Raw genomic sequence first — 22,937 nt, forward strand, 5'->3', positions numbered from 1 at the left:
TGATGCTCCCTCTTCAATGACCTCTGACGATCTAGCCTTCCTCACCGCCACCGACCTCGAAGCCCTGCCGCTATCAGAGCTGAAAGCGTGCTGGGCGGCCATGCGCAATGCCTGTTTTGACCGCGACCGTGAGCGCACCCGCTGGGGCGGCAGCGGGCGCGACGAGCGCGATGGCACTTATTTTCACCTGTGCATGAAGCGTGCGGTGGCCATGCTCTTGCTGCTGGGCAAGCACGGCTGGCGTGATCGGCCCAATGCCATCAGCGATGTGCGTGTGCCGGTGCTGGAATATTTTGAGCGGGCGAATACCTGTGCCTTGAATGGCCAAGAACCGCGCGAATTGCTGGAGTATCTGCTGGCCTTCAAAAAGCAGTACCATGCGTTTGAATACGACATTGACCAGTTGCTGCTGAAAATTGTGGACGACTACCCCCACATTGGGCAGCACAACTTCACCGACTGCCCGGATTGGTGGGCGTATTTCAGGCGCTTTGCCAAAGGGCTGCGCCACCGCAGCCGGGTGTTTGTGCGCGGTGAGTCGGTGGAGCACTACCTGCTGGCCGACAGTATGAAAGACTTGTATTACGACGAGCTGGCCGAGTTGCTGCACTGCCTTGCCCAAGGCGTTGAGCGCGATGCAGAGAAAGACCAAGCGCGGGGCCGCAGTCAGTTGGCTTCGGCCTTGTTGGAAGCACAACAGCATTTGCAGCAGGCACAGAAATCATTGCAAACCGCGTGGAAACTTTGCGCCCCGCATGTGGACATGGCACGCAAGCATGGGCAACTAGAACATGTGTTTGACGAAGAGGAAGTCAAAGCGGCCCGCGTGGGGCAGTTTGTTTACAGCTATCAATTGACGCTGCGCATGCATAGAGAAGGCAGCGACATCGAGGTGCAGCGCTGGTCGCTGTTGGAGGGTTCCAACTATCACAGAGAACTAGTCAAAGACCCGGACTTTGAAACGAAGATTTACGGCTTGATTGCTTTCTTTGCCGACTTTGAGGGCGAAGATGCCGCAGTGCTGGAGCAAGAGATCAATCCATTGATTGAGCGCGACGTATGGACGTTTCAACATCGCGTACCTTCCAACACATTCGAATCAAAGAAAGTGTGACCATGCAAGGCATACCCCCCGTGCAAAACCCAGTAAGCTTGAGTGGCACTGATGCGTGGCTGTCCGCTTGGATTTTTGCCGCTGAAACGCACGCCAAGCAAACCATGCCGGGGAGCGAACGTCCTTATTTGCAGCATCTGGGGCATGTGGCTATGGAAATTTTGGTGGCGCATCAGCACCAAGCCCTGCCAGACTTGAATCTGGCCATGATGTGCGCGGTTTTGCATGACTCTATAGAAGACCAGGGTGTGAGTCACGACTTGCTGGCACGAAAATTTGGCCAAGCTGTTGCCAATGGTGTTTTGGCTTTAAGCAAACGTGATGATTTGCCAAAAGCCGAGGCCATGGCCGACAGTTTGGCGCGTATTCGCTTGCAGCCGCCTTCGGTGTGGTGCGTCAAGCTGGCCGACCGCATCAGCAACCTCTCCAGCCCACCGCCCCCACACTGGTCAGGCGAAAAAGCGGGCCTGTATGCCCGTGAAGGTGAAACCATACTGTTGGCACTTGGGGATGCCCACGCCTACTTGGCCGAGCGGCTCAGACAGAAAAGCGATCGCTATCCCCTTACTCTTCCCCTCTGAAAGGACATTTTCATGTTTTCAAGGACTTCAAGCTCAACATTGAGTCGTCTTGGTTTGAGCCTGATGGCCGTCTGGGTGTTGTCGGCTTGCTCAAAACCTGGGCCAACGGTGGTGATGGATGGCAATGAATGGATGCGTTGCGCCTTGGGGCAAACATGGGAAGAAAACACCTGCACAGGCAAAGCTCAGACCTTCACTTTTGATGAAGCCCTGGCTACGGCGAAGAGGTTAAATGCCGAGGGCGGCGTCTACGGCAAAACCGATTGGCGTGTGCCTACTGTCCGCCAGTTGGCCAGCTTGCTGGTGTGCAGCACCGGGTTTGAAAAAACAAAGACAGAAATTGAAGATGGCGCTCCAGCGGTTGCGAGTGGCTGCAACGGCGGCTCCGACAGCCCAACGATAGATGCCAAGAAATTTCCGAATGCGCATGCCGTTTTTTGGTCATCATCGCCTTATGTGCGAGATTCGCGTGCTGCTTGGGCTGTCAGTTTCGGCTATGGCGGCGTCGATTACAGCGGCCTAAGCTTCGATTACCAGGTTCGTTTGGTGCGTGCCAGCCAGTGATTGGCAGCGGTGCAAGCCGCTTTGGGCTTGTTGATTGACGGCCTGGCCAAGCAAAAGATAAGCCATAACAAGTACACCGATGCTCCGAACATGAAATCGCCCAAGCTCCTTCAAACCATCCGGGCCAGTGCTCTGCAACTGGCCCGCCGAGACCGTGTGGCCGCGCCCAGCGGCTGGAACTTGTTGGCATTTGGGGCTTGCAGTTGCGTGTCGCTGCTGTGTGCGTGTGCCGTGGGGTATTACGCATGGGGTGTTTGGGCCGGGCATTCCTTCTTTTACAAAGGGCATGAATACGTCGGTGCACAAGCACCTTTGCAGGCGAGCTTGATGATGCTGGGCGGATTGGGGCTGGTGCCCTTTTCAATCTGGACCTCGGTGCAATACGCGCTGGAATGGGTTTGGCGTGTGCGCCGCTGGCGTGGGCGGGCGGCGTGGCCCGATGGGGCTGATGCACCGGCTGCGGCGCGGGTGGGGCCACACGTTGAAAAGCATGGTGAGCTATGACGCTGCTCGACATCCTTCAAGGCTTGGGCAGCGTGCTTGTCTTTTCCGTTGGCGTGACCGTGTTGTACATGTTCGCCAAAGGATGTTGGTTGCTGCTCGTGCGCAGTCTGCAAGCCACCGCGCGGTTTGCGCGGGACGGGATTCGCAATCCGCGCCAAGCCGTGGTCGATGCACCGTTTTTGATTCAGCTTCTGATCCTTCCTTTTTTGCTGGCGTGGGAGCGGGTGGACAAGTGGCGGCACCCCGAAGAAGCGCGGCGCAGACAAGCACTGTTCAAGCGCAACCAGGCTGCCGCGCAGGTGTTTCAAAGTCGTTTAGACCAGGTGGCCCTGTACCGCGAAGGGCGCACCATCACCTTGTGCAAGATCGTTCGCTTTGAGGTCAGCGAGCACTTTGTGAACTTTAACGCAGAGCCTGTGCCGCACGCGGGTTTCACTCCAATCACCGAGCCTTGGAGCTTTGGCACCAACTGGAATGACTTTTTCTACGACGCAAAAGTTTTAGCGTTGGATAGTCAGTTCATGCGTTGGCGCGTCAATTTTGATGATGAGCGCATTAGCAAACTCGGTCTTTATGCTGCCACGTTACCGCCCGAGCTTGACCCTATCGACCGCTCTGACAGGCTCGAACATTTTTGGACGTACGGCATGGATGCCGACGCGCGGGCGCATAAGCGTCTAGCCGTGGAGCAGGCGCAATTTGGTTTGAAAGCGTATATCCAAAATGCTCAAGCGGCGGGCGATGGCGGCGCATGGCTCAAAGAACTGCCCGAGGCGTTGGAGGCAGTGGTGAACATCATGAGCGCCCATGCCTTTCCAGGCGGCCCCGATGACCTCTCGGAGATTCGCTTTGAAGAACGCTGTGGCGATGTGGTCATGTGGGTGCCCATCATGCCCAACCCTTGGCGCATTCAATTTTCTGAAGACAATTTGCTGCGCTGGTGGAAGGAACAAAATGCATAGTAAATCGGTGTTGAACGGCACGTATTGGGCGGAAGAAGTTCCAATGGCGGGTATAGAGAAGCGCACCGGCCAAGGACAGGCAAAGTGAAGCGCGGTGAAGTGTGGTGGGTTGAGTTTGACCCGGCTGTCGGCTCTGAAATTCGCAAGACCCGCCCTGCCGTCATTGTGAGCAACGATGCGGCCAATAGAAACCTGTCCCGTGTGGTGGTCGTGCCTTTGACCAGCAACACGGGCCGTCAGTACCCCGGTGAAGCGGTCGTGTCGGTCGATGGCCAAAGCAGCAAGGCGATGGCAGACCAAATCATGGCTGCGGACAAAGCTCGCCTCAAAAGCCAATTCGGCACGGTCAACAAAGCCGATATTCAGGCGGTGGAGGACGCCATTCGCGTCCACCTGGGCTTGGCCAAATAGTGCCGGTGTAAGTACGAAACCTTGAAGGTAGGCGAATCCTCTGGCCGCATTCGTCTGCGGTCATAGATGCGGGTGGTGGCGATGTTGGCATGGCCTAGCCACTCCTGCACCTTGGCGATGTCGGCCTCATGGTCGAGTGCATTGGTTGCAGCGGTGGCGCGAAGGCTGTGCGGCCCTAGCCCCTCGATGTCGATCTTGGCCAGGGCTGCATATTCGCGCAGCAGCTTATAAACCCCGTCCGGGGTGACCAGTGTGGTGGAGTCACACGGCAAGGTCTGATCAAAGTACGCCCAGCCACCAAAGTATTGCCATACCGGAGTTTCCGACCAGCGTTGCACCACGCTCTCGTCGCTTTCATTGAAGGCGTGCTTCAAGTACAGCAGCGCAATCATTGTGCGCAGCGGTACGCGCGGGCGTCCGGCGTTGGACTTCACCGCCGCTATCTGAATCTACTCACCGAACAGATCAATGCCGGGCAGCTTCTTGCCTGCGCGAACCTTGCCACTGAAAACGTGGGACACCGAGGCTTCAATTTGCTGCCACGGCATACGCGAGGCCAGCACCGCCAGCGCGTGGCGCAGGTCAATCATGTGGTCCAGGCGCAAGCGGAAAAAGTCTTCGGTGGCAGCATCCATCGGCATTCAAAAACTCCCAGAAATTCAAACCCATTGGATACGAATATGGGTGTTATTGACATCGGCAATCACCCTCGAAACTAAGCATTCATGCGGGTTCAGGGGGATTTTCAGGGCCGACTATGTCATCAGACAAAATCGTGCACACTCTCTCGTAAAATTAAACAATGACTCAAACCAAAAAATCTGAGATTACAGGTGATGGTCTACGCTACAAGCACAAAGCAAAAAACGGCTCACCGTTTACTGCTGCGCAGTCCTTCAGTGACGCTAGCAGGACTTGCTTTTTATGTGGCAAAAGAAGCGCTCAATCCGATATGACAACGCGCAAAATTCTAGGGCGTGCTCACCTGGTGTGTTCACCCAGTTGCAAATAACACAAGGTTTCGAAAGGTAGCATGACATAAGCTGAATCTGAATGCATTGAACAAATAGTCGTGTCTGATTCAACTGCACATCACCAAGAGAGACACCACCCTGATTACATCAATAGTTTGGCCTGCTCTGTATTTACTACCGACCGTTACCCAATTCATTAGCGATGCTTTGATTGTTTACGATCCGATCTACAGCTTTCGGGCTTTGGTCAAGTGCGAAGTACGTTCTTTTTCCATAGCGGAGAAGACGAAAATTTTTGTCAATCAGTGTTGCCCTATCAAGCATGAAAAAGTCTAAATAGAAGGCCGGCGTTCCTTGGTATCGCGCTGAGCAGTATGACAAAATCCGCAGGATCTTCTTGGATGGACAGCAATTTCCCGCTCAATATGCGGACTGGCTCGCGTCCACACATAGAGTATGTGAGCAAATCATTGAAGACGGCCGAGAGGTCATCCGCGTTGAGATCGATCCTGATAATTTTGTAGATTGGTGCCGCACCAACCATTTCAGGACCGACAGTCGTGGCCGCGACTGTTATGTGAAACTAATGACCTTCCGTATAGCAACAGGCCAGGCATTACAATTTTCTGATTGAATCTGATTGGCTTTTCCCGCTGCAATCCCACAAAAAATTATCGAAAACTGACCTTTGCTTTAATGATTTTCAACAACTGGAAAAATTCCATCTGTGGAAATTAAAAGTGGCATTGACAAACTAGCAAACTCACGGTGTCGGGGAACGTCGTTCTGTAACTCTTCCATGTCCGGGTCCGTCAATTCAAACCATTGTTACATGAAGTGGATGCACAACAAGTTGAGTACTGCAAAAGGGGGGCGACTGGTTTCACCCAGGGGTGGGCATTGGACAATCAGTGATTCCAACTCCACCCAAGGAAGCACGTGCTCCATCTCGTCGGGTAAATCCCGCTTGTGCACTCTCTCGGTCTTGAGTTCAAAGCAGACCATTGCCGCAGCTAGGCTGACTTGCTTCATGCAAAAAGTCTCATCGGTTCAGGCGAGGCTCCTTAGACGAAACAGGCATACATTTAGCTCGTCGAGTAATTCATCGATCGTGGGATCGTAATTGATAAAGTGCAAAGACCTCTTTGAGGCTGCAAATGAATGCCAAGCGGGTAGATTCAAAATCTCAATCGTTCCGTACTCCAAACGCAGCCAACCTTTGTTTTCTAAAGAGTGTAGGACGCTCGAAAACCGACTTCGAGACACCCCGCAAAGTGAGGCCAAAACAGATTGATTGATGGATATGGATACTTTGGAGCCTATTTCCATGGCGGATGGTCTGTCAGAGTCGTAGGCCAGAGCTTCGGCAAATTGGCTGATACCAATGACAGAACGTAATGCCGGATTTCCCATCCGGAATAGCATCAGCATTTCTGAGGTGCGTTGCATCCGCCACGCCAGCACTTTTGCGAGTTTGGTTGCAAATGCAAGTTCTGTACTCAGCATCTCACGTATGCAGCCGGCCTCAATCTGCAGCGTATCTACAGAAACCAGGCAGCGATAATTCGCAAAACTCGGCTTTTCAGACAATATCGCGTGCTCGCCAAACCATGCGTTTTCATTGAAAAGCGCGACGTGGATATCTCTTTTTTCTTCATCAATGAGAGAGCAAGATACAAGTCCATTAATGATCGTGCACCAATGCGATATTGTCTGCCCCTTCCTCCAAATTATTTCCCCCGACTCAAATGACTTAATGGATGTCTTGGTTGCATAGGATGCGGCCGTAGCTTCAGTACATCCCAGTGACCGTAATTTTTGGTAGGCATATCCGCCTACAAACGTTCCTGTGTCTTGCATTTAGGTCATCATCGCATAAACAAGTGAGACCATTAACGAACACGCAGATATGGACAGTCGTAAATTGCATTCACGACGTTCCCTGCTTTTAGTGGTATCGGCATTCGCAGTGCACTCATTGATTTATTTCAACTGCGCCTTGGATTTCTTCATTACATGCTACTTTTTTGGGCAGCGCGGGGGCTGAAACCGATTTCCACAAACTCCCGCAATTGCCGTAAATCGGTTTTTGCATAGGCAGCCGTCGTTTGCACCGTGGCGTGGCCAAGCAAAGCCTGCGCCGCCGGCAGTGGCACCCGTTTGTCGACCACCAATGTTCTGGCATAGGCGTGGCGCAGCCAGTGGGGTGAGACCTCCCGCAAAAGGGTAGCCCCGGCGGGGTCTGTCTCCTGTATTGCGCGGGCTACGGATTGCAACACCATGCGGATTTCGTCATACAGCCCGCGGGCCCCCAGCGCACCACCCTTGTCGCCATGGATCAGTGGCACTTGCTCCAGGTGAGCAGGTGATGCCGACAGTCCGCGTGCTTGTCGATACCCCGCCAATACGGCATTGCCCATGGCCGGTAAAGGGATGCAACGTTCCTTCCCACCTTTACCTATCACCGTCAGGACGGCATCACCATGGCTATCCATGTCCAGTCGCGGCAGTTTCGCCTCGGCATTCCAGGCCAACTCGGCCAAACGCGCTCCGCTATAGCGGAACAAAATCCAAATGGCCGCCCGCCGCCAACGTTGCACGTCCGGACTGACCGCCACACTTTGCACCACCCAGGTATCACACTGCTGCAAAAGGTTTGTTGGTACAAACCGCGTGGGGGTAAAGCCAGCCTGGGCACGCGCACCTGTCGTCAATCCGGCTGCCGGGTTACCTAACAAGTACCCAGTGCTGTGCCAATAGCGAAACAAACTGGCTACCACGGCCAATGCACGCGCTTGCGACGTGTCCCCCTTTCCAATCCCCCCGTCTTTGGGGCCACGCAAATGGACCTGATAACGCAGCAAGTCTGCGCGAGTCAAGTCGGATAGAGGCCCAAGGCCATGCGTGGTGCACCAGCGCACCAACCCTTCCAGTTCCGACAAGTAAGCACGCCAAGTGTGTTTAGAGCGTGCTGCGCGCTCGCGCAAAAACAGGGAGAGCGCCGCGTAATCGTCCTCCACCCCCAGCGTGTTGGTCTGAGGATGGGGGTTGTACAGGCCTCCCGTGCGCTGCAGCCAAGGGACCAAACCGGGTGCCACGTTAGGCCCGAAAGACGCTGACGCTTCTGCATCCACAACCTTGCTCTGCCCGGTCGGTACTTGCCGGAACCGTTTCTTCTGGCTTTTGAGCAGCGAGAGAACAACCTGCGCCACATCAGGGGCCTGCTCCGACGTCAGCGTCTGCAATTTGCCTTGATGCCAGACCTCGGTGACCTGCGCGACCTCGATCAGCAGGCTGCACACCTTGGGCTTGCTTCGTTTGGCGTCGGGCAAAGCTCCAAAGACCTGTACCAGGCGCTGCCAGGTCCAAGTCTCAAATACGGGATGGCCCAAAGTTTCGGTCAGGTACAAGGCCGCGGCGGAAGGATCTTGTGGCAACCACTGGGGCGGCGATACGCCGTAATCCACCCAGCGGGGGACTACATGGGAGGTGGACATGGACGGCGCCTGCGTCACAACAAGGACTCGGGCTTAGTGCGTTTGGTAGACGCAACGTTTTGGCCGGACTTGGTCACACGCTTTCGAGCTTTGGCCAGATTGGCGACTGGGGGTGCCCCGTTGGCTTGGGATTTGGGCAATGCGCTCAGAAAACCATCCACTTGGGCACGTAATGCCGTGTTGACGTACTTCAAAGCTGATATTTCGCCCACCGCTTGGTCTTTCTGGGCCCGGACTTCCTGGAGTTCATTCTCCACATGGGCGATCCGAGCCAATTGAGTGGCCTCGCGTTTTTCGGCAAATTTGAGCTGACCGGCCAAGCGGCCATTTTCAAGCTGGGTAGCCTGACGCTGCTGCTCGGTTTCCAGCATCAACTGCCTGGCCAAACCATCGTAGCGGTCACGCGCGGATGCAATGGCTGCGGAGGCCGATGCCTCCTTGGCCGCCAACTCTGCACCAAGGTTTTCCGCGCGTGCGCGGGATACTTCCAACTCCGCTGTGAGCGCAGTGATCTGTGTTTCATGTGTTGCCTGCTTGGCCAGCGCTTGAGCGAGCCGTGCATCCCGCTCTGAAATACCGGCGCGCAACTCCACCAGCTCCTGCATCAGGACTTCGCACCGCAGTTGCGCTTCTGTTAGGGCGGAGCGGGCTGCATCAGCCACACCCTGAGCCTGCGTCTTGAGCGCGAGCACTTCATCCAGCTGGACGCCAACGGCGGCTTGCCACAGTTGTGTCATCAGGACCGCGATGTCGGCAGGAAGCTCTGCAAGAGCAGGCAATGGCGCGCCATCCCGCACCAGTTCGGCCTCTGCAGCATTGATTTCGCGTCCGATCGTGGATGGATTACCGCCGCCCAGGTAGGCGCGCACCTTACGTACGGAAACCACACGGCGAAAGGTTTGCCCGGAAGGGGATTCGCTTGCCCCCGCATCGCGCAGAAGGGCCAGGACTGCGGCGCGCACATCAGTGCTGGTAGCAATAGTGGGGCGGGCCATGGTGACTCCAAGAGAAAACCAGTTAACTAACAAACATAAATAACGTTATGTAACTATAAATCACTTCCAAAAAAACAACATGTAATCAGATAAATATTATTATCAGAGATAGAGAAGTGGCTTTTAAGGCTGGACTGCTGCCGTCAGGATGCTTTGAGAGGACAGTCGAGGTAAAAAACGAAGTTCAAGGGGGTCAGAAAATCCAGTATCCATGCGGGTTCTGGAATGTCATGGTCCTGAAACCCGCATGGATACTAGGTTCTGAAACGTCCTAAAACGCAAGATGGTTCAAAGGACCCCAGTTGGCGTTTCCTGCCGGCGGGTCACCATAGACCCAGCGCGGGTCGCCCGTCAGACTACCGTGCCACCAGTCGCTGATGTTGAACGGCGGGTTGGCCAGAATGAAGTCGGCGCGCAGGTCCGGATGCTGGTTGCGCGTGAAGGTGTCGCCCGGTTCGCGGCCCAGGTTGAAGTCGATGCCACGGATGGCCAGGTTCATGGCAGCCAGCCGCCAGGTGGTGGGGTTGGCCTCTTGGCCGTAGATGCTTACATCACCCAGTTTGCCGCCGTGGGCCTCGATGAACTTCTCGGACTGAACGAACATGCCCCCGGAGCCACAGCACGGGTCGTATACCTTGCCCGTGTGCGGTGCGAGAACAGCAACCAGGGTCTTCACGATAGATGCTGGGGTGTAGAACTGCCCGCCCCGCTTACCTTCAGCGCTGGCAAACATACCCAGGAAATATTCGTAGACCTGGCCCAGCACGTCCCGTGCGGTGCTGGGGTTGTCACCGAACCCGATGGTCGAGACCAGGTCAACCAGTTCACCGAGTTTCCCGTCCGGCAGCTGTGCACGGGCGTAACGTTTGTCCAGAATGCCCTTGAGCTTCGGATTCTCCTGCTCAATCAAGGTCAGGGCCTCGTCGATGCGCCGGCCGATGTCCGGCTGCTTTGCCGCGGAACGCAGGCTTTCCCAACGTGCTGCCTCGGGCACCCAGAAGGCATTGACTTCTTTGTAGTAATCCCGGTCCTCCAGTTCGGCCTCTAGGTCTGCGGCACTGGCACCTTCATAGTAATACTCATCGCCGGGATTGGTGAGCCTTGCCACCAGGTCAACCCGGCGCGCGGCAAAGGTATCGGAGATGTACTTTACAAAAATCAGACCTAGCACCAGGTGCTTGTACTCGGCCGCGTCCATGTTGGCACGCAGCTTGAATGCCGTGGCCCAAAGTGTCTTTTTAATATCGTCGAGCATGTGGTGTCGAGTTCCCTGCGTTCACATCAATCACTGTTGACTGATGCCTCCCCATCGTTGCCGTCAATTTAACCACGGCCCCCGCTTTCCATGGCCTGAATGCGCACTGTGTGGCTTAACCCCTGAACATGTACTCCCCAAGTGAAAACGATTAATTGATTGTGGGACTTTGGGATTTACGAACGGCTGCTTCCAGCCTATCAGAGACATTCAAGGGCGTGATCGAGCTAACCCGATTCAATCGACCAATGAGCGGGCCAATTCAGCAGCATTGACTGATTGCTGGGCAGGTAGATATGAACTGGAATGACTGGTAAGGTTTGGATTGGAATGGGTGGCGGTATTCACTGGAATACGCAATTGACTCCTGGCTCCACTGATTCAATACGGTCAAAGCACTACAGAAGTCGTGAGCCTTTAGGCAATCGGGCGGCAAGAAATGAGTGAACGTCGGCACGGATATTCCTGCTGGACAAGATCAGATCCTCATAAATAGACGGGGTATACGGCAGATACAAGAGAGACAATCCAAGCTCCGAACAAAGCGAATTTCCTTTGGCGCCATTGCATCTCTTGCATGCTGCAGCGACATTGTTCCATTCGTCCTTGCCTCCCCGTGACTTTGGTTTGATGTGCTCCCTGGTGAGTTGGTCGTAATGAAACTTGTTTCCGCAAATTACGCACGTGTGGCGGTCTCTTAGAAAAAGCTTCCTGTTTGTCAGTGTGGGTATGCAGTCAAACATACTGACCTTTGATGCGCCGCGCGTAGCGAGAATGGGGTGGATGTCAATCTGGGACAGTTTCCCAGTCATCGCGTTCGTACCGCCTCTCATTGAAATGAAGGTATCACCTATTGTCCAGGCGACAGCGTCCCGGGCATAGTAGGTGCAAGCCTCTTCCATAGTTATCCACTCTTGAGGATGTCCGTAAGTGTCCAAACGTAAAACATCGTGTCGCATATTCACCTGAATCGAGGAAATGATTGGGAACGTTACTGCGCCAAGCTGACGAAAGTGTTCATAAACACCATACTAAAGGCCCCCTCCATATTTGCCAACAGTAAATACATACACATGAACAGTACAAATCTACATAAGGCACATGTGCGCCTACTGCGGCGGGCACTTCCATGAAAACGACCTGACGCGCGAGCACATCATTCCTTTTGCCCAGAACGGTATCGATAACTGGATGAACGTGGTCACCGCTTGTCGCCCGTGCAACCACCGCAAGAGCCACCGCACCCCCGAGCAGGCCAACATGCCGCTGCTGTACACGCCCTATGTGCCCAGCTTGTGGGAAGACTTCATCCTGCGCAACCGTCGCATCCTGGCGGACCAGATGGAGTTTTTGATGGCGCATGTGCCGGCGTCGTCCCGTTTGCTGGTTTAGCATGCGGGCATGAGTACCAGCCCTGCCCAAAGACCCGCTACCCGCACCCCGTCTGAGCGCCCGCGCATCGCCCTGATTGCGCACGACCGCAAAAAAGACACCATGGTGGCGCTCGCCCGCGAGTTCGCCCCTTACCTGAAAACTTGCACCCTGATGGCCACAGGCACCACGGGCGGCCGCTTGGTCGATGAGGTGGGCCTGCATGTGGAGCGCATGCTCAGCGGCCCCTGGGGCGGCGACTTGCAGATTGGCGCGCGCCTGGCGGTGGGCGAGGTGGACGCGGTGATCTTCCTGCGCGACCCCATGACGCCCCAGCCGCACGAGCCCGACATCAACGCCCTGGTGCGCGCCTGCGATGTGCACGATGTGCCCTGTGCCACCAACCTGTCCAGCGCACGCCTGGTGCTCGCGCAGTTGCTCCTGAAAGCATAGCTGCTCGCGCACATGGGGCGGGCGCTGGAGGCCGATTTCGTGCTAAATGGGTGTTTACCCCACGGTCACGGGCACAAACAATCGGTCCTCACCTCGTAGCACCAGCAACGCCATTTTCTTGCGCCCTTGGCCCAATTGGCTCTTGAGTGTGTCGGGTGAGCTGGCCAGCTCGCCATTGACCGACAGGATCACATCGCCGCTGCGCAGGCCTGCGCGCTTGGCAGGGCCGTCGGCTACGTCTTCCACTACCAAACCGCCGGCGACTTGCGCTTCGGCGCGTTCCTGACGGTTCAGGGGGCGCACGGACAGGCCCAGTTGCTTGTCTTGCGGAGCGGCGGATTCAGCGGCGACCTTGCCCGATTCCATCTGGCCGAGCGTGATGCTCAGCTCCTTTGGCTTGCCCTGGCGCCACACGCTCAAGGCCGCTTTGCTGCCCGGTGCGGTGTCAGACACCAGCGGTGGTAGCTCGCTGGATTGGCTGATGTCGGTGCCGTTGAATTTCAAAATCACATCGCCCGCCTGCAAGCCAGCCTTGTCGGCAGCGCTGCCTGTGTCCACCGAGTTCACCAGGGCGCCGGCGGGCTTGTCCAGTCCGAAGGACTCTGCCAGCTCGGGGCTGACTTCCTGGATGGTCACACCCAAGCGGCCGCGGCTGACCTTGCCGTGCGCGAGCAACTGGCCTTCGACCTTCATTGCTACGTCAATCGGAATGGCAAACGACAAGCCCTGGTAGCCCCCGCTGCGGCTGTAGATCTGCGAGTTGATGCCAATGACTTCACCCGCAAGATTGAACAAGGGGCCGCCGGAGTTGCCGGGGTTGATGGCCACATCCGTTTGCAGGAAGGGCACATAGCCCTCGTCGGGCAAGCTGCGCGATTTGGCGGACACGATGCCGGCTGTCACCGTGTTCTCAAAACCGAAGGGCGAGCCGATGGCGACCACCCATTCCCCCACGCGGCTGTTTTTCGGGTCACCGATTTTGACGGTGGGCAGGTCCTTGGCCTCAATTTTGAGCACCGCTACATCCGACAGTTTGTCGATGCCCAGCACCTTGGCCTTGAACTCGCGCTTGTCCTTGAGCTTGACGGTGACCTCGCTGGCATCGGCCACCACGTGCGCGTTGGTGAGTACCACGCCATCGGCCTTGACGATGAAGCCGGAACCGGTGCCACGGGTGGGCGCGTTGTCAGACTCGGCAGGGGGCTGGAAGCGGCGGAAGAATTCATAAAACGGGTCACGTGGGTCCAGCTGCGGCCCGCCGCTGCGGGCGCTGGTCTTGACCGCACCTTGCACGCTGATGTTGACCACGGCTGGTCCCTGCTGCTCGGCAATGTCGGCAAAGCTCGCTGGTGTGCCGCCGCGTGCATCCATGGCGCGGCTGATGGCTGTGGGTGTGGCGTCGGCGGGTACGGCGGCCGGGTTACGTTGCGAAAGCGCATAGCCGCCCAGAAAGCAGCTGGACGCCAGCACGCCGATGAATGTCGCTTTGAGGTAGAGAGAACGCTCTGTGTGTTGCATGGTGTCATCCTTCAAGAAACAGACTAGACCTGCTTCAGATAAGGACGCGCCAGCCCGAGTTCCAGCGCGGAAATGCAAAGAAATGTGAAGCGTCCGGGCGCGGATGCTGCGCCCGAAGCAGGCGTTACAGCGGGTGGCTTACCAGCTTGAAATCGGCGTCTTCTTCAAAGGTTTTGACGGTGAAGCCCAGGCTGCGCATCAGCTTGAGCATGCCGGGGTTGTGGGTGAGTACTAGGCCTTCGATTTCGCTCAGGCCTTTGTCGCGTGCCACGTCCATGATGGACATCATCAGCCGCGAGCCCAGGCCTTTGCCGGCAAAGTCGTCCGCCACCACCAAAGAGAACTCACAGCTCGACTTGTCAGGGTTGGTCACATAGCGGGATACGCCGATGATGCGTTCGGTTTCCAGCATCTCACCGTCTTCGCCCGCGGTGCGGGTCTTGTGGATGGCCACCAATGCCATTTCCCGGTCGTAATCAATCAGTGTGAATCGGGCGAGCATGGCGGGGGGGAGCTCATGCATGCTGGAGACAAAGCGGAAGTAGCGACTCTCCTTGGAAAGGCCTTGCACCAGGTCCTGCAGCATCTGCGCGTCGTCCGGCTGCACCGGGCGCACGGTGTACTCGCCGCCGCCGCGCATGGGCCAGAGCTGCTCGTACTGGGCGGGGTAGGGCAGGATGGAGAGGTGGTTGTAGTTGTGAACCCTGCTGCTGACGCCTTGTGGTGCGTTGTCGATGACGATGCGCGCGTCCACCGCGAGTGCGCCATGTTCATCCACGATGATGGGGTTGATGTCCATCTCGCGCAACTGGGGCAGCTCGCACACCATCTCGGAAATGCGCAGCAATATCTGCTCCAGCAGGTCGATGTTGGCAGGTGCGTTACCGCGCCACTCGCCCAGGGTCTCCGCCACGCGCGAGCGCTCGATCAGGCGGCGTGCCAGGAACTGGTTGAGCGGTGGCAGTTCCATGGCGCGGTCGTTGATCAACTCGATCATGGTGCCGCCGGCGCCGAAGGCAATAACCGGTCCGAACGGGTCATCTGTGACCAATCCGATATAGATCTCACGGCCATGGCGGGAGCGCACCATGCTCTGCACCGTGACGCCGTTGATGCGCGCATCAGGGCGCAGGCGCTTCACGGTTTGCATCATGTCGTTGTAGGTGTCGCGTACGCCGGTGGCGTTCATGATGTTCAGCGCCACGCCGCCCACATCCGATTTGTGGCTGATGTCAGGCGAATCGATTTTGAGCACTGCCGGGAAGCCCAGCTGTGTGGCAATCATCATGGCCTCGTTGGCGCTACGGGCCAGGATGGTGCGGGTAACCGGAATATGGAAGGCCGAGAGCAGGGTCTTGGACTCCATCTCGGTGAGCACCTTGCGCCGCTCGGCCAGCACGCTTTCGATCACCAAGCGCGCGCCTTCAATGTCCGGCTTCGCCAGCGTGGAGAGCGGTGGTGGCGTTTGCTGCAAGAGCAGCTGGTTTTGATAAAACGATGCGATATTCCCGAAGGCGCCTACGGCAGCTTCTGGTGTACGGAAGCTGGGTATCTCGGCGGCTTTCAGGATGCCACGTGCCGCGTTGACCGTGCTGTCGCCCATCCAACAAGATAGCAAGGGTTTGCCAATGGTTTTTTTGACCTCGGCCAAAGCGATAGCTACTGCTGATGCGTCGTGGCCGGCTTTGGGCGAATAGATGGCCAAGACGCCGTCTACGCCCCGGTCCTTGCCGGCAGCGTCCAGCGCTGCCTTGAAGTGTTCTGCATCCGCTTCCTCCGACAGATCAATGAGGTCCGTCAATGAGGCCAAAGGAGGAAGCAGGGGCTTGAGGGTCTCTGCGGTCGTGGCAGAAAGCCTGCCGAGTTCCAGCTGCAGTTCGTTGATCCAGTCGGCGGCCAGCACACCGGGGCCTCCCCCGTTGGTGACCAGTGCCAAGCGCTTGCCGACGGGGCGGTAGCGCGATGCCAGGCACTTGGCTGCCGAAAACAGCTCTACGAAAGAGCGCACCCGCACGGCGCCTGCGCGGCGCAAGGCGGCGTCGAACACATCGTCACTGCCCACAATGGCGCCGCTGTGGGTTTGGGCGGCCTCATTGCCGGCGGGGCGCCGGCCGGCCTTTAGCACTACCACCGGTTTGGCGTTGGCTGCCATACGCAGGGCACTCATGAAGCGGCGGGCATCCGAGATGCCCTCCATGTAGACCACGATGCTTTGGGTCTGCGCATCATTGGCCAGAAAGTCGAGCACGTGCGCCAAATCCACGGAGGTGTGGGGGCCCAATGACACGACGGTGGAGAAGCCCACCGCATTGTTGGCAGCCCAGTCCAGCATGGAGGAGGCCAGGGCGCCCGACTGCGACACCAGCGCCAGCGGCCCGCGTTGGGCCAAGGGTCCGGCCAAGCTGGCATTGAGTTGTAGCTGCGGGCGCTGCAAGCCCAAAGAATTGGGGCCCAGCAGTTGCACGCCTTCCCGTTTGGCGATTTTGGCCAAGGAAGCTGCCAGCTCCGCACTGATGCCACTGGACACAATGACTGCAGCTTTGCAGGCAATGCGTCCTGCAATTTCCAGCGCTGCTGTCAGATCCTCAGGGGGGAGGGCGATGACCGCCAAGTCTGCGCGCGATTGCGCCAGGTCTGCCAAGGTGCCGGTGCTGTGGATGTCCAGAAAACGCAGCAGGCCGGTAAATGTCTGTGCCTGCAGGGCGGCCACCAGCATGCGCGCCTGAGGCGGCAGTTGCTCAGGTGCATCCACCTGCCCGGCAAACACGATGATCGATTGCGGGGTGAAAAGAGGGGACAGGTAATGCTTTTCCATGGGGTGTGACTCCAGATTCAATCGGCGCCGATGAGGACTTTGACGTGCTCGGCCACGCTGCGGGCCAGCGGATTCAGCACATAGCCGCCCTCCAGACAAGAGATGATGCGCCCCTGGCAATGCCGTTGGGCCACTGCCATCAGCTGTCGCGTGACCCAAGCATAGTCGGCATCGACTAGACCGAGGTTGCCCATATCGTCTTCTCGGTGTGCGTCAAAGCCGGCCGAGATGTAGATGAGCTGAGGGGCAAAGGCGTCCAGCGCAGGCACCCATTGGGTGGCCACCGCCTCGCGGAATTTGTCGCTGCCCGAGCGTGCGGGCAGGCCCACGTTCATCATGTTGGGGCCCACGGCTTTTTCCCCGTTGTAGGGATAGAGTCCCTGCTCGAAGATGGAGCACATGAGCACCCGGTCGTCGCCGCGGAAAATGTCTTCACTGCCGTTGCCGTGGTGCACATCGAAGTCAATCAATGCTACGCGTTCCAAACCGTGCACGTCCAGCGCATGGCGTATGCCGACGGCTACATTGTTGAAAAAGCAAAACCCCATGGCTGCCGAGCGTTCTGCATGGTGACCCGGCGGGCGCACGCTGCAAAAAGCGGTGGGTACCTGCCCGCTGACCACCAGATCTGTCGCCTGCACGGCAGCCCCCGCCGCACGCAAGGCAGCGCGAACGGTGAAGGGGTTCATGTCAGTGTCAGGGTCCACCTTGTGGTAACCCTCTTTGGGAGACGCCTCCATCAGCTCATGCACATAGTTGATGGCGTGGGCCCGACCCAGCTGCGCTTCGGTGGCCAAAGGCGCGTCATAGGTGTTCATGTAGTCCAGCAGGCCCCGCAGCAAGAGCATGTCCTGAATGGCACCCAGGCGTTCGGGGCATTCGGGGTGGTCTGGCCCCATTTCGTGGCGGGCGCAGTCGGGGTGAGAAATAAAGGCGGGCAGCATTGCGTCTCCTGCATCTGGTTTTTTACCAGTCTAGGCAGTCAAGCTGACACGAGTCTTGATATGGGGCAATAAGGAGGAAATCCCGCCTTTACAGGCCGTTCACGCAACAGCGACTTGATTTGCATAGGCGCGCCGCAAACTGGAGTTGCAGCCGAATGTGCTGATACACCCGCAAGGAGTTGGTAGCGATGAACAAAAGCATATGGAAATGGGCGCTGGTATTTGGCATGGTGGCCGGCAGCGCCTCTTGGGCTCAGCAGGAGCCCTCGTTGAACGAAATTTACGCCACCGCGCAGGGGGGCAAACTGGAGCAGGCCCAGGTGATGGTGCAGCAGGTGCTGATCTCCCACCCCAACAGCGCCAAGGCGCATTACGTGCGCAGTGAGCTGTATGCCCGCCAGGGCCAGCTTGCCAATGCACGCGAATCCTTGGCCACGGCGGAAAAACTGGCCCCCGGCTTGCCGTTTGCCAAGGCAGAGGCGGTGCAAGCCTTGCGCAGCCAACTCTCGGGCAGCCAGGGTAGTGCTGTGGTGGCCCAGGCCAACGCGGCGCCGGTGACTTACAGCAGTCCCGCACCGTCCTCGCCGGGCGGCTGGGCCCTGCCTGTGCTGCTGGCCGGTGGCGTGATTGCTATTGCGTTTTTTGTCTTTCGCCGCCGTACACCGGACGCGCAGGTACTTCAGCCTGGCTATGGTGCCTCCATGGGTGGAGGCCTGAATGGCCCGCAGACCTTTGGCAACCCCGCACCCAATCTCTATGGCCCGCAGTCTTATGGCTCGGCCTATGGCGCAGGATATGTCCAAGCACCGGGCAGTGGTCTGGGTGGCAAGATCATGGGCGGAGTTGCCACCGGACTGGCGATGGGCGCGGGCGTGATGGCCGCAGAAGCCATTGGCCGCAACCTGATAGGTGGGCACGGCCCGGTGCATGACAGTAGCAACTTCAACAACCCGGTGTCAGATAACAGCGTCTTGGGCAACGACATTAACCAGGACATGGGCGGAGCGGATTTCGGGATCAACGACAGCACCACCTGGGACGACCCCGGACTTTCCGGGGATTCGTCCTCGGATTGGGATACCTGAGTTGATACCATCGCGTCACTCATGACGCCCAAAGCCACCCCTCACTCCTCCCCCCGCTTTTCGCCCCGAATGGTCACCACCAGCGCCTATGTGCTGGCGGGTGGTGTATGCCTCGCGGTTTTGGTGTACGGCCTCCTGCCCGGTCTTCTGGCCGTTTGCCTGGGCTATATGGCTACTCAGGCTTTAAGCACCAGCCGGCGTTTGGGCCGCTGGCGGCCCAGTGGGTTCACGGCGGCGGCGTGGGTCATTGTGGTTCCGCTGGTGCTCTTGGCTTTGGTGTTGTCCAACGCCAAAGGCATGGTGTTCAGCGCGGGTGCGCAGTACGAGGCCTTGCTCCACCATCTGGCTGGCACGGTGCTGGAAATCCGCCAAAAGTTGCCCCCCAACTTGGCCGCCCATCTTCCTGATGAGCTGGTTGCTGCACAAGCCTGGCTTGCGGCGTACCTGCAAAGCCAGGCCCACGCGTTGACCGGTTTCGGCTCTGCCGGCCTGCAGGGCGGGCTCTTGGCCTATGTGGGGCTGGTCATTGGCGCGCTGATTGTGGGCTCGCCGGGGGTGGAGCACCCAGCGCCTCTGCGCGCTGCTGCCCGTGCCCGTGCCCGGTATTTCATCAGTGCGTTCCGGCAGATTGTGGTGGCCCAGTTCTGGATCGCTAGTTTCAATGCTGTTTGTACGGCGCTCTTTTTGTTCGGCGCCTTGCCCTTGTTTGACGTTCACATCCCTTACTCGGGCATGCTGGTGGCACTGACGTTTTTCGCCGGACTGATCCCGATCGTCGGGAACCTGTTGTGCAACGGTGTGCTGACGCTGGCTGGCGTGTCCGTGGCCCCTATGGTGGGCCTGGCCTGCCTGATGTTCTTGATAGCCATCCACAAGTTCGAATACGTTATCAACGCCAAAGTCGTGGGCAAGCGCACTGGCACCTCCGCCTGGGAGTTGCTGACGGTGATGTTTGTGGGCGAAGCGATCTTCGGTGTCGCTGGCCTGGTAGCCGCGCCCCTTTACTACGCTTACATCAAGCGCGAGCTGCTGGAAGTCGGCTTGGTCTGAAGGGGGACTGATGTTCTCGCACATTTTCATCGGCGTTACTGATTTCGATCGGGCCATGTGCTTCTACCGGCCGCTGATGGACGTATTGCAGTTGGACTTGCGCTTCTGTGAACCAGAGCGGCCTTGGGCCGGTTGGCAGCAGGCAGGGGTGAGTCGCCCCCTGTTTTTGGTGGGTACGCCTTTTGAAGGTACGCACCACGCGGGAAACGGACAGATGACGGCATTCCTGGCTGCGACACGCGCCACGGTGGATGCTGCCTACCAAGCTGCGCTTGCGCATGGTGGTTCGTCTGAAGGGGCTCCGGGTCTGCGTCCCGAGTACCACGCCCACTACTACGGCGCTTACTTCCGGGACCCGGAAGGCAACAAATTGTGTGTGGCTTGCCATACCGTACCGCTGCCGCACAGCGCGGTGTAGTTATCGCAATCCGGTGGGCTTGGTTTTGTCCCAGTTCTCGCGGAAGACCACGAACTCCTGCAGAGGCATGGGTTTGGCGACGATATAGCCCTGTACCTCATCACAACCGGCACGCTGTATGGCCTCGAGCTGTTGTGGTGTTTCCACCCCTTCGCATACCGTGCGCATGCCCAATGTCTGGGCAAGGCCGGTGATCATTTGGACGACGGCTTCTGCATCCTTTTTCTCGACCAGTTCAATCACAAAGGTCCGGTCTATCTTGAGCGTGTCAAACGGGAAGCTGCGCAGGTAAGACAACGATGAGTAGCCCGTACCGAAGTCGTCCATCGCCAACTTGACGCCGGTTTTCTTGATGGCATGCAGCATCCCCAAGGCGTGGTCGGCGCTCTCCAAGAATACGGATTCGGTGAGTTCCAACTCCAGCTGGCCGGGGTTGATCTGGAACTCGTCCATGGCGTCTTGCAACACCGACAAAAAGCTTTCATCGCGCAACTGCATCGATGACACATTGACGGATACCTTCAGCCCTGCCAAAGCGCTCGAGTGCATGCGGCAGGCCTCCAGCAGGGCCCAGCTTCCCAGCGCTGCAATCATCCCATTTTGCTCCGCGATGGGGATGAATTCACCGGGACTGATCCAACCCAGCACCGGGTGCCGCCAACGCATCAGAGTCTCAGCACCCACAATTTTCCAGGTTGTGAGGTCGACCTTGGGTTGCCAATAGAGCTGCAGCTCCTGCTTGTGCAGGGCTTGCCGGAGTCCGTGCTCCAAGGTAGCCCGCCGCTGGTTGACGGCGCCCAGTTCCGGGGTGTAAGCCACGCATTGCCCGCGCCCGGCGTCTTTGGCCGCATAGAGGGCAATGTCGGCCTGAACCATCAATTCATCCAGCGTAACGGCTTCACCATGGCTGATGGTCAAGCCCACACTGCCGCCCACTGTCAGGCGGCGCACGCTCAGGTCCAAGGGTTCTTGAAGCAGGTGCACCACCCGGCGACCCAGTGTGGGTGCTTGCTGGATATCGCCAGGTTCTACCAAAACAACCGCAAATTCATCTCCACCCAAGCGAGCAATCATGGTCTGTGGGCCGAGTTGTTGCCTCAGTCGTTGAGCGATCAAACGCAACACATCGTCCCCCACGCTGTGGCCATGGCGATCGTTGATGGCTTTGAAGCGGTCCAGATCGATGGACAGCAGAGCCAAGGGGTGTTTCCCGGCTACCTTTTCCGTCAAAAATTCCCGGAGCTTGAAGCGGTTGGTCAGTCCGGTCAAAGAGTCCGTGTGGGCCAGCTGACGCAAAAGGTTGGTGCTTTGCACTTTTTCCGTGACATCGGAGACCACACCACGCCAACCGGAGAAGATGCCGTCGTCGTCTTGCAGCGCCTTGCCATTGAGCTGGATGTGTCGGTTTCCAGTGGCGCCTTTGAAGGAAATCTGCAATTCTTTGAACGGCTTGCCACTCGCCAAAGCCTCTGACAGGCTGACTGCACCGGTTGCATCGATGGGCACCAAGATGCTCATCCATGTGTTGCCTGCGACTTTTTCCTCACTGACTTGGAGCAGCTCGCAAAACTTGGGCGAGATGTGCACCAGGCGACCGGCGGCGTCGGTTTCCCAGAGTGCGTCTCCGGCGTTTTGTTCAAAGTCCGAGAGAAGCACAGAGATCGTCTGTTCCTGCTGTTGCGATTGGCTCTCCGCATTGATCAAGGCCATGGACTTGCGCCAGGCGGTCAGGGCGGCGAGCGTCACCAAAGGGGCATAGACACTGACCAACGCCGCAACGCCTGAATACGCAGGGTTACCGCTACGCCACAGAGCTGCGAGGGCCGAGGCACTGAACACCGTGACATAGGCCACGCTGGCCAGTGGTAGCGGGTTCAGTACAAAACCGCCGGCACCGATCATCCCGGTCAGCAGGGTGGCGATGGTCAACTGTTGGCTGTCAGAGGCGCCCGGAAACCAGAAGACCGGAATAAAGGCCCATACGCTACCGAGCACGATGGCGTGCCACGTGGCTTTGTGGATGGTGCCAGGTGAAGCTTGGGTGAATTGCCGACCCAAACTCCGGCGCCAGCTGCGCAACGCAAACAATCACACGGTCAGGATGCCGGCAAACCAAAGCAACAGTTCCCAGCTGATGTCTGGAGAAAATGTCCACAAAATCAGCCCGGCGCTGGCGATGTTGGCCAGCATGGTTTCGGGTGTCAGCCGGACGACGGCAGACAGATGCACAGCACGCAGCCTGCCCGCTTGCGGAGTTGCGGCGCTGTACATGTCTACCAAGCCGGCCCGGAAACCGGTAGCAGGGCGGGAGGCGTTACCTTTCATGGTGCTGGGCTGGGGATTACACGGGTTCCGCAGAAATGTTGATGTACATCCTACACCGTGACTCAGCCGTCAAAGGCGAAAAAAAGCCCGGTGCTTCGCAG

The 22,937-nt window shown here is 57.8% G+C and carries 21 protein-coding genes and 2 pseudogenes; 11 read left to right on the forward strand and 12 right to left on the reverse strand.

Annotation, left to right across the window (positions count from 1 at the left end; genetic code table 11):
• Positions 1-16: 16 nt before the first annotated feature.
• The 6 genes from AEP_RS18495 (at position 17) to AEP_RS18520 (ending at position 4,136) form a co-directional block, all read left to right on the forward strand.
• Positions 17-1,114 (forward strand): hypothetical protein, encoded by a 1,098-nt coding sequence (locus AEP_RS18495; RefSeq protein ID WP_157673219.1) that lies wholly within the window; start codon positions 17-19, stop codon positions 1,112-1,114.
• 2 nt (positions 1,115-1,116) lie between these two features.
• Positions 1,117-1,695, forward strand: a complete 579-nt coding sequence (locus AEP_RS18500) for an HD domain-containing protein (protein ID WP_087496755.1) — start codon at positions 1,117-1,119, stop codon at positions 1,693-1,695.
• A 12-nt stretch (positions 1,696-1,707) separates the two neighbouring features.
• Positions 1,708-2,259 carry an Lcl C-terminal domain-containing protein gene (locus AEP_RS18505; protein WP_087496756.1) on the forward strand — a complete coding sequence of 184 codons (552 nt, stop codon included), beginning with the start codon at positions 1,708-1,710 and terminating at the stop codon, positions 2,257-2,259.
• Positions 2,260-2,763 (forward strand): hypothetical protein, encoded by a 504-nt coding sequence (locus AEP_RS18510; protein ID WP_087496757.1) that lies wholly within the window; start codon positions 2,260-2,262, stop codon positions 2,761-2,763.
• Positions 2,764-2,924: 161 nt separating this feature from the next.
• The gene (locus AEP_RS18515) at positions 2,925-3,725 is read left to right on the forward strand and encodes a hypothetical protein (RefSeq protein WP_157673220.1); all 801 of its coding nucleotides are present in this window, start codon (positions 2,925-2,927) and stop codon (positions 3,723-3,725) included.
• A gap of 84 nt (positions 3,726-3,809) precedes the next feature.
• Positions 3,810-4,136, forward strand: coding sequence for a type II toxin-antitoxin system PemK/MazF family toxin (locus AEP_RS18520; RefSeq protein WP_087496759.1), 327 nt, complete (start codon positions 3,810-3,812; stop codon positions 4,134-4,136).
• Here AEP_RS18520 and AEP_RS18525 read toward each other — a convergent pair.
• From AEP_RS18525 to AEP_RS18570, 7 genes and pseudogenes are all read right to left on the reverse strand, one after another.
• Positions 4,088-4,570, reverse strand: a complete 483-nt coding sequence (locus AEP_RS18525; protein ID WP_087496760.1) for a tyrosine-type recombinase/integrase — start codon at positions 4,568-4,570, stop codon at positions 4,088-4,090. The genes AEP_RS18520 and AEP_RS18525 overlap by 49 nt on opposite strands.
• Positions 4,571-4,585: 15 nt before the next feature.
• On the reverse strand, positions 4,586-4,777 hold the full coding sequence (locus AEP_RS18530; protein WP_157673221.1) for a hypothetical protein: 192 nt from the start codon (positions 4,775-4,777) through the stop codon (positions 4,586-4,588).
• A 1,383-nt stretch (positions 4,778-6,160) separates the two neighbouring features.
• Positions 6,161-6,970 (reverse strand): Crp/Fnr family transcriptional regulator, encoded by an 810-nt coding sequence (locus AEP_RS18550; RefSeq protein ID WP_087496765.1) that lies wholly within the window; start codon positions 6,968-6,970, stop codon positions 6,161-6,163.
• Between the two features lie 152 nt (positions 6,971-7,122).
• On the reverse strand, positions 7,123-8,607 hold the full coding sequence (locus AEP_RS18555) for a tyrosine-type recombinase/integrase (RefSeq protein ID WP_087496766.1): 1,485 nt from the start codon (positions 8,605-8,607) through the stop codon (positions 7,123-7,125).
• 14 nt (positions 8,608-8,621) lie between these two features.
• Positions 8,622-9,602, reverse strand: coding sequence for a DNA-binding protein (locus AEP_RS18560; protein WP_087496767.1), 981 nt, complete (start codon positions 9,600-9,602; stop codon positions 8,622-8,624).
• A 274-nt stretch (positions 9,603-9,876) separates the two neighbouring features.
• Positions 9,877-10,857: pseudogene (locus AEP_RS18565) on the reverse strand (N-6 DNA methylase); the annotation flags it as partial.
• 398 nt (positions 10,858-11,255) lie between these two features.
• Positions 11,256-11,816: an HNH endonuclease gene (locus AEP_RS18570; protein WP_087496768.1), complete on the reverse strand. Its 561-nt coding sequence runs from the start codon at positions 11,814-11,816 to the stop codon at positions 11,256-11,258.
• A gap of 136 nt (positions 11,817-11,952) precedes the next feature.
• Here AEP_RS18570 and AEP_RS18575 point away from each other — a divergent pair.
• A pseudogene (locus AEP_RS18575) lies at positions 11,953-12,249 on the forward strand (HNH endonuclease); the annotation flags it as partial.
• A 9-nt stretch (positions 12,250-12,258) separates the two neighbouring features.
• A complete protein-coding gene (locus tag AEP_RS18580; protein WP_087496769.1) occupies positions 12,259-12,681 on the forward strand; it encodes a methylglyoxal synthase in 423 nt (140 codons plus the stop codon).
• Between the two features lie 54 nt (positions 12,682-12,735).
• Here the strand turns inward: AEP_RS18580 and AEP_RS18585 are convergent, their stop codons facing one another.
• The 3 genes from AEP_RS18585 to AEP_RS18595 form a co-directional block, all read right to left on the reverse strand.
• Positions 12,736-14,199, reverse strand: coding sequence for a DegQ family serine endoprotease (locus AEP_RS18585; protein WP_087496770.1), 1,464 nt, complete (start codon positions 14,197-14,199; stop codon positions 12,736-12,738).
• 124 nt (positions 14,200-14,323) lie between these two features.
• Positions 14,324-17,014, reverse strand: a complete 2,691-nt coding sequence (locus AEP_RS18590) for a bifunctional acetate--CoA ligase family protein/GNAT family N-acetyltransferase (protein WP_087496771.1) — start codon at positions 17,012-17,014, stop codon at positions 14,324-14,326.
• Positions 17,015-17,031: 17 nt separating this feature from the next.
• Positions 17,032-17,958, reverse strand: a complete 927-nt coding sequence (locus tag AEP_RS18595) for a histone deacetylase family protein (RefSeq protein WP_087496772.1) — start codon at positions 17,956-17,958, stop codon at positions 17,032-17,034.
• 188 nt (positions 17,959-18,146) lie between these two features.
• Here AEP_RS18595 and AEP_RS18600 point away from each other — a divergent pair, with 188 nt between their 5' ends.
• Genes AEP_RS18600 through AEP_RS18610 form a run of 3 tightly spaced genes read left to right on the forward strand, consistent with a single transcriptional unit; the run spans position 18,147 to position 20,511 of the window.
• A complete protein-coding gene (locus AEP_RS18600; protein ID WP_087496773.1) occupies positions 18,147-19,043 on the forward strand; it encodes a tetratricopeptide repeat protein in 897 nt (298 codons plus the stop codon).
• Between the two features lie 21 nt (positions 19,044-19,064).
• The gene (locus AEP_RS18605; protein ID WP_087496774.1) at positions 19,065-20,093 is read left to right on the forward strand and encodes an AI-2E family transporter; all 1,029 of its coding nucleotides are present in this window, start codon (positions 19,065-19,067) and stop codon (positions 20,091-20,093) included.
• 10 nt (positions 20,094-20,103) lie between these two features.
• Positions 20,104-20,511 (forward strand): VOC family protein, encoded by a 408-nt coding sequence (locus AEP_RS18610; protein WP_087496775.1) that lies wholly within the window; start codon positions 20,104-20,106, stop codon positions 20,509-20,511.
• On the opposite strand, the gene AEP_RS18615 is transcribed toward AEP_RS18610, so the two are convergent.
• Positions 20,512-22,569, reverse strand: coding sequence for a putative bifunctional diguanylate cyclase/phosphodiesterase (locus AEP_RS18615; protein ID WP_157673222.1), 2,058 nt, complete (start codon positions 22,567-22,569; stop codon positions 20,512-20,514). It abuts the gene before it with no gap.
• A gap of 30 nt (positions 22,570-22,599) precedes the next feature.
• Positions 22,600-22,836: a hypothetical protein gene (locus tag AEP_RS18620; protein WP_087496777.1), complete on the reverse strand. Its 237-nt coding sequence runs from the start codon at positions 22,834-22,836 to the stop codon at positions 22,600-22,602.
• Positions 22,837-22,937: the final 101 nt, after the last annotated feature.

Origin of the sequence: Curvibacter sp. AEP1-3 (assembly GCF_002163715.1) — a bacterium.
GTDB lineage: Bacteria > Pseudomonadota > Gammaproteobacteria > Burkholderiales > Burkholderiaceae_C > Allorhodoferax.

Excerpts from the sequence above, each read along its gene's own strand:
- AEP_RS18495 (WP_157673219.1), top strand. The coding sequence starts at position 17 with ATGACCTCTGACGATCTAGCCTTCCTCACCGCCACCGACCTCGAAGCC.
- AEP_RS18500 (WP_087496755.1), top strand. The coding sequence starts at position 1,117 with ATGCAAGGCATACCCCCCGTGCAAAACCCAGTAAGCTTGAGTGGCACT.
- AEP_RS18505 (WP_087496756.1), top strand. The coding sequence starts at position 1,708 with ATGTTTTCAAGGACTTCAAGCTCAACATTGAGTCGTCTTGGTTTGAGC.
- AEP_RS18530 (WP_157673221.1), bottom strand. The coding sequence starts at position 4,777 with ATGCCGATGGATGCTGCCACCGAAGACTTTTTCCGCTTGCGCCTGGAC.
- AEP_RS18550 (WP_087496765.1), bottom strand. The coding sequence starts at position 6,970 with ATGCAAGACACAGGAACGTTTGTAGGCGGATATGCCTACCAAAAATTA.
- AEP_RS18555 (WP_087496766.1), bottom strand. The coding sequence starts at position 8,607 with ATGTCCACCTCCCATGTAGTCCCCCGCTGGGTGGATTACGGCGTATCG.
- AEP_RS18560 (WP_087496767.1), bottom strand. The coding sequence starts at position 9,602 with ATGGCCCGCCCCACTATTGCTACCAGCACTGATGTGCGCGCCGCAGTC.
- AEP_RS18570 (WP_087496768.1), bottom strand. The coding sequence starts at position 11,816 with ATGCGACACGATGTTTTACGTTTGGACACTTACGGACATCCTCAAGAG.
- AEP_RS18580 (WP_087496769.1), top strand. The coding sequence starts at position 12,259 with ATGAGTACCAGCCCTGCCCAAAGACCCGCTACCCGCACCCCGTCTGAG.
- AEP_RS18585 (WP_087496770.1), bottom strand. The coding sequence starts at position 14,199 with ATGCAACACACAGAGCGTTCTCTCTACCTCAAAGCGACATTCATCGGC.
- AEP_RS18590 (WP_087496771.1), bottom strand. The coding sequence starts at position 17,014 with ATGGAAAAGCATTACCTGTCCCCTCTTTTCACCCCGCAATCGATCATC.
- AEP_RS18595 (WP_087496772.1), bottom strand. The coding sequence starts at position 17,958 with ATGCTGCCCGCCTTTATTTCTCACCCCGACTGCGCCCGCCACGAAATG.
- AEP_RS18600 (WP_087496773.1), top strand. The coding sequence starts at position 18,147 with ATGAACAAAAGCATATGGAAATGGGCGCTGGTATTTGGCATGGTGGCC.
- AEP_RS18605 (WP_087496774.1), top strand. The coding sequence starts at position 19,065 with ATGACGCCCAAAGCCACCCCTCACTCCTCCCCCCGCTTTTCGCCCCGA.
- AEP_RS18610 (WP_087496775.1), top strand. The coding sequence starts at position 20,104 with ATGTTCTCGCACATTTTCATCGGCGTTACTGATTTCGATCGGGCCATG.
- AEP_RS18620 (WP_087496777.1), bottom strand. The coding sequence starts at position 22,836 with ATGAAAGGTAACGCCTCCCGCCCTGCTACCGGTTTCCGGGCCGGCTTG.